The sequence below is a fragment of the Microbacterium sp. Soil_C_42 genome (genome assembly GCF_057656735.1).
Window position 1 is genome coordinate 1 of sequence record NZ_JBDGJU010000073.1, and the last position, 4,405, is coordinate 4,405.

The 4,405-nt window shown below is 70.2% G+C and carries 3 protein-coding genes and 1 pseudogene; 3 read left to right on the forward strand and 1 reads right to left on the reverse strand.

Features of this window, described 5'->3' with window-relative positions:
• Nucleotides 1-72 (reverse strand): annotated as a pseudogene (locus tag AC3A46_RS19310) (FHA domain-containing protein FhaB/FipA); the annotation flags it as partial.
• Nucleotides 73-248: 176 nt separating this feature from the next.
• On the opposite strand from AC3A46_RS19310, the gene topA reads away from it, so the two are divergent.
• From topA to AC3A46_RS19325, 3 genes are all read left to right on the forward strand, one after another.
• Nucleotides 249-2,966 (forward strand): type I DNA topoisomerase, encoded by a 2,718-nt coding sequence (gene topA / locus AC3A46_RS19315; RefSeq protein ID WP_487666674.1) that lies wholly within the window; start codon nt 249-251, stop codon nt 2,964-2,966.
• Nucleotides 2,963-3,619: a dTMP kinase gene (gene tmk, locus AC3A46_RS19320; RefSeq protein ID WP_487666675.1), complete on the forward strand. Its 657-nt coding sequence runs from the start codon at nt 2,963-2,965 to the stop codon at nt 3,617-3,619. Before topA ends, tmk begins: the two co-directional genes overlap by 4 nt.
• A gap of 57 nt (nt 3,620-3,676) precedes the next feature.
• A partial coding sequence (locus AC3A46_RS19325; protein WP_487666676.1) for an AAA family ATPase occupies nt 3,677-4,405 on the forward strand: 729 nt, incomplete at its 3' end.

A 4,405-nucleotide genomic window follows, 5' to 3' on the forward strand; every position in this document is an offset into this window, starting at 1 on the left:
GTGGCTCGACGTGTAGTCGTCGCGGACGACGAGTCCCGACTCGCTCGAGCGGCCGATCGTGAGCGGCTCGTTGGCCATCGTGGCCTGCGAGCTCGAAGAGCTGGTCGCGACGGTGACCGTGTCGATGCGCCTCGGGCCGGTCACCGCGCAGGCCACCGCACGGGCTGGGCCGCCTCCCTGATCACGTCTCACAGCCCCTGCACCGAGAAGTGGCGTGTATGGTTTGCGTCGAAGAAAGGACGCCCCCGTTGGCAGAAGGCAAGAAGCTCGTCATCGTCGAGTCACCGACGAAGATGAAGTCGATCCAGGGGTACCTCGGCGATGGCTACGAGGTGCTCAGCTCGGTCGGGCACATCCGCGACCTGGCGGACAAGAAGAGCATCCCCGCCGACAAGAAGGAGGCGTACGGGAAGTATTCGATCGACATCGACAACGGCTTCGACCCGTACTACGTCGAGAGCGAGCGCGGCAAGAAGACCGTCGCCGAGCTCAAGCGCGCGCTGAAGGGGGCGGACGAGCTCCTGCTCGCCACCGATGAAGACCGCGAGGGCGAAGCCATCGCGTGGCACCTGCTGCAGACGCTCAAGCCCAAGGTCCCCGTCAAGCGCATGGTCTTCCACGAGATCACCAAGGATGCCATCCAGGCCGCCGTCGGCAACACCCGCGAGCTCGACCTCGCGCTCGTCGACGCGCAGGAGACGCGCCGCATCCTCGACCGCCTCTACGGCTGGGACGTCAGCCCCGTGCTCTGGTACAAGGTGCAGCAGGGCACGTCCGCCGGCCGTGTCCAGTCGGCCGCGACGCGCCTGGTCGTCGACCGCGAGCGCGAGCGCATGGCGTTCGTGTCTGCCTCGTACTGGGACATCGAGGCGCTCGCCGCACCCAACCGTCCGCAGGGCATCGACGAGTCGTTCTCGACGCGCCTCGCCCGCGTCGACGGGGCGGTGCTCGCCCGCGGCACCGACTTCGACGACCGCGGTGAGCTGAAGAAGGCTGTCCTCGTCCTCGACGAGGCACAGGTGCGCGAACTCGCCGCCGCGATCGAAGCGGCGGCCGAGGCATCCGTCACCGCCATCGAGTCCAAGCCCGGAACCCGCAGCCCGAAGCCGCCCTTCACGACCTCGACCCTCCAGCAGGAGGCCGGTCGCAAGCTCTCGATGAGCGCCAAGCACGCCATGGGCGTCGCGCAGCGTCTCTACGAGAAGGGGTACATCACCTATATGCGCACCGACTCGACGGCGCTGTCGACGCAGGCCGTGCAGGCCGCGCGTGAGCAGGCGGTCAAGATGTACGGCGACAAGTCGGTGCCACCGAACCCCCGCTCGTACCGCAACAACAGCAAGAACGCGCAGGAGGCGCACGAGGCGATCCGCCCGTCGGGCGAGACGTTCCGCACGCCGTCCGAGGTGTCCGGCCAGCTCGATCGCGACGAACTGCGCCTGTACGACCTCATCTGGAAGCGCACGATGGCCAGCCAGATGTCGGACGCGAAGTACGAGACCACCACCGTGACCCTCGAGGTCGCGGCGGCCGGCCGCCGCGCCGAGTTCACGGCATCCGGAACCGTGTACACGTTCAAGGGATTCCTCGAGGCCTACGAGGAGGGCCGCGACGAGAAGCGCGGCGACAGCGACAAGTCCGACGACCAGTCGCTGCCGGCGATGGCGGTGGGCGATGTGCTCCGCATGCGCGACGTCGAGCCGAAGGGCCACGCCACCAGCCCGAAGCCGCGCTACACCGAGGCGAGCCTCGTCAAGGCGCTCGAGGAGAAGGGCATCGGCCGCCCCTCCACGTTCGCGAGCATCATCGACGTGATCCTCAACCGTGGCTACGTCACGAAGCGCGGCCAGGCGCTCATCCCGAGCTGGCTCGCGTTCAGCGTCGTGCGCCTGCTCGAGCAGCACTTCGCCGACCTCGTCGACTACGACTTCACGGCGGCGCTCGAGGACGACCTCGACGCGATCGCCCGCGGCGAGCAGAAGCGCGAGGACTGGCTGCAGGACTTCTACTTCGGGGGAACCGACCACGTCGGCCTCCGGAACATCGTCGACAACCTCGGAGAGATCGACGCGCGGGCCCTCAACTCGACGCCCATCGGCGACGTCGCGACGCTGCGGTTCGGCAAGTACGGTCCGTACCTCGAGGTGACCGACCCCGAGAAGCCGGACGCCGAGCCCCGGCGGGTCAACATCCCCGAGGACCTCGCGCCCGACGAGCTCACGCCGGCGCGTGCGCAGGAGCTCATCGACGCCCCGGTCGCGGGTGACCGCGTGCTGGGAGAGAACCCCGCCAACGGCAAGCTCGTCGTCGTGAAGGACGGCCGCTTCGGTCCGTACGTGCAGGAGACCGATCCGCCGGCCGAGGAGGCCGTCGACGAAGAGACCGGCGAAGTCGTCGCCGTCGAGCCGGAACCCGCGCCGAAGAAGCGGGGAGCGAAGAAGGAGGCCGCGCCCAAGCCGCGCACGGCATCGCTCTTCAAGTCGATGTCGGTCGACACGATCGACCTCGACACCGCGCTGAAGCTGCTCGACCTCCCGCGCACCGTCGGCGTCGACCCCGAGACGGAAGCCCCGATCACCGCGCAGAACGGCCGGTACGGTCCGTACCTCAAGAAGGGCACCGACTCGCGCACCCTGCAGAGCGAGCAGCAGATCTTCGACATCACGCTCGAGGAGGCGCTCGCCGTCTACGCGCAGCCGAAGTACGGTGCGCGCGGCGCCTCGTCGGCCCTCAAGGAGTTCGAGGCCGACCCGACGAGCGGCAAGCCGATCAAGCTGAAGGACGGCCGCTTCGGCCCGTACGTCACGGACGGCGAGACGAACGCGACGATCCCGCGCGGCGAGGACGCGATGGAGGTCACGTTCGAGCGCGCGGTGCAGCTGCTCGCCGACAAGCGCGCGAAGGGCCCGGCCAAGCGCCCGGCGCGCCGCACGACGACGACGCGCAAGCCCGCGGCGAAGAAGTGACGGGCGGCGACACCCGTCCGGTCCCTGAGCCCGTCGAAGGGCTGTTCGTCACGTTCGAGGGCGGTGACGGCGTCGGCAAGACGACGCAGGCGGCGCTCCTGGACGCGTGGCTGACGAGTGTCGGGCGCACGGTCGTTCGCACGCGCGAGCCCGGCGGCACCGAGGTGGGCGTTCTCATCCGCGACATCGTCCTGCACCACCGGGGAGAGATCGCTCCACGGGCGGAGGCGCTGCTGTACGCGGCGGACCGGGCGCACCACATCGAGACGCTGGTGCGGCCCGCGCTCGCGCGGGGCGAGGTCGTGATCCAGGACCGCTACCTCGACTCGTCGGTCGCGTATCAAGGTGCGGGGCGCGTCCTCGGGCGTGACGAAATCCGAGAGCTCTCCCTCTGGGCGACCGGCGGCCTCCTTCCCGATGTCACGGTGCTCCTCGACCTCGACCCCGCATCGGCCCGCGAGCGCCTCGACGCCGACGACAAGCCCTTCGACCGCCTCGAGTCCGAGAAGGAGCACTTCCACGCCCGCGTGCGCGAGGAGTTCCTCTCGCTCGCCGCCGCCGAGCCGGAGCGCTTCCTCGTGCTCGACGCCGCGCTGCCGCCGGACGAACTCGCCGCCGCCGTGCGCGCACGCGTGGAGCCGCTCCTCGCATGAGGCGAACGCTCGGCGTACGCACAGCCGGTGTCCGACGGGATGGTTAGGCTGGTCGGCATGGAGCCGGTCGCCGCTGTCGCTGGGGCGTCTCCCGCGACGGACGACCAGGCGTTCCCGTGGGGCGACGTGTGGGGGCAGCCCGATGCCGTCGCGGCGCTCAGGGAGGCAGCATCCGATCCCGCTTCGATGACCCACGCATGGCTCATCACGGGTCCTCCCGGCTCCGGTCGGTCCACGCTCGCCCACGCCTTCGCAGCCGCGCTCATCGCCGAGCCCGGTGACGAGCGCACGATGCATCAGGTGCTCGCCGGCACTCACCCCGATCTCGCCGCGCTGCGCACCGAGGGCGTCATCATCTCCATCAAGGACGCGCGCGCCCTCGTCGAGCGCTCGTACTTCGCACCCTCGCTCGGGCGGTACCGCGTCATCGTCATGGAGGACGCCGATCGCATGGCCGAGCGCACGTCGAACGTGCTGCTGAAGGCGCTCGAAGAGCCACCCGAGCGCACGGTCTGGGTGCTGTGCGCGCCGAGCGACGCCGACCTGCTGCCGACGATCCGCTCCCGCGTGCGCACGCTGCGTCTGCGCGAGCCCGACGTCGCCGACGTCGCCGACCTCATCGTGCGGCGCAGCGGCGTCGACCCTGTGATCGCCGAACAGTCCGCCCGGCACGCGCAGCGCCACATCGGCATGGCGCAGCGGCTCGCGACGGATGCCGCGGCCCGCGCACGACGCGACGCCACGCTGCGCGGCGTGCTCGCTGTGCGGGGCGTGGGCGACGCGGTC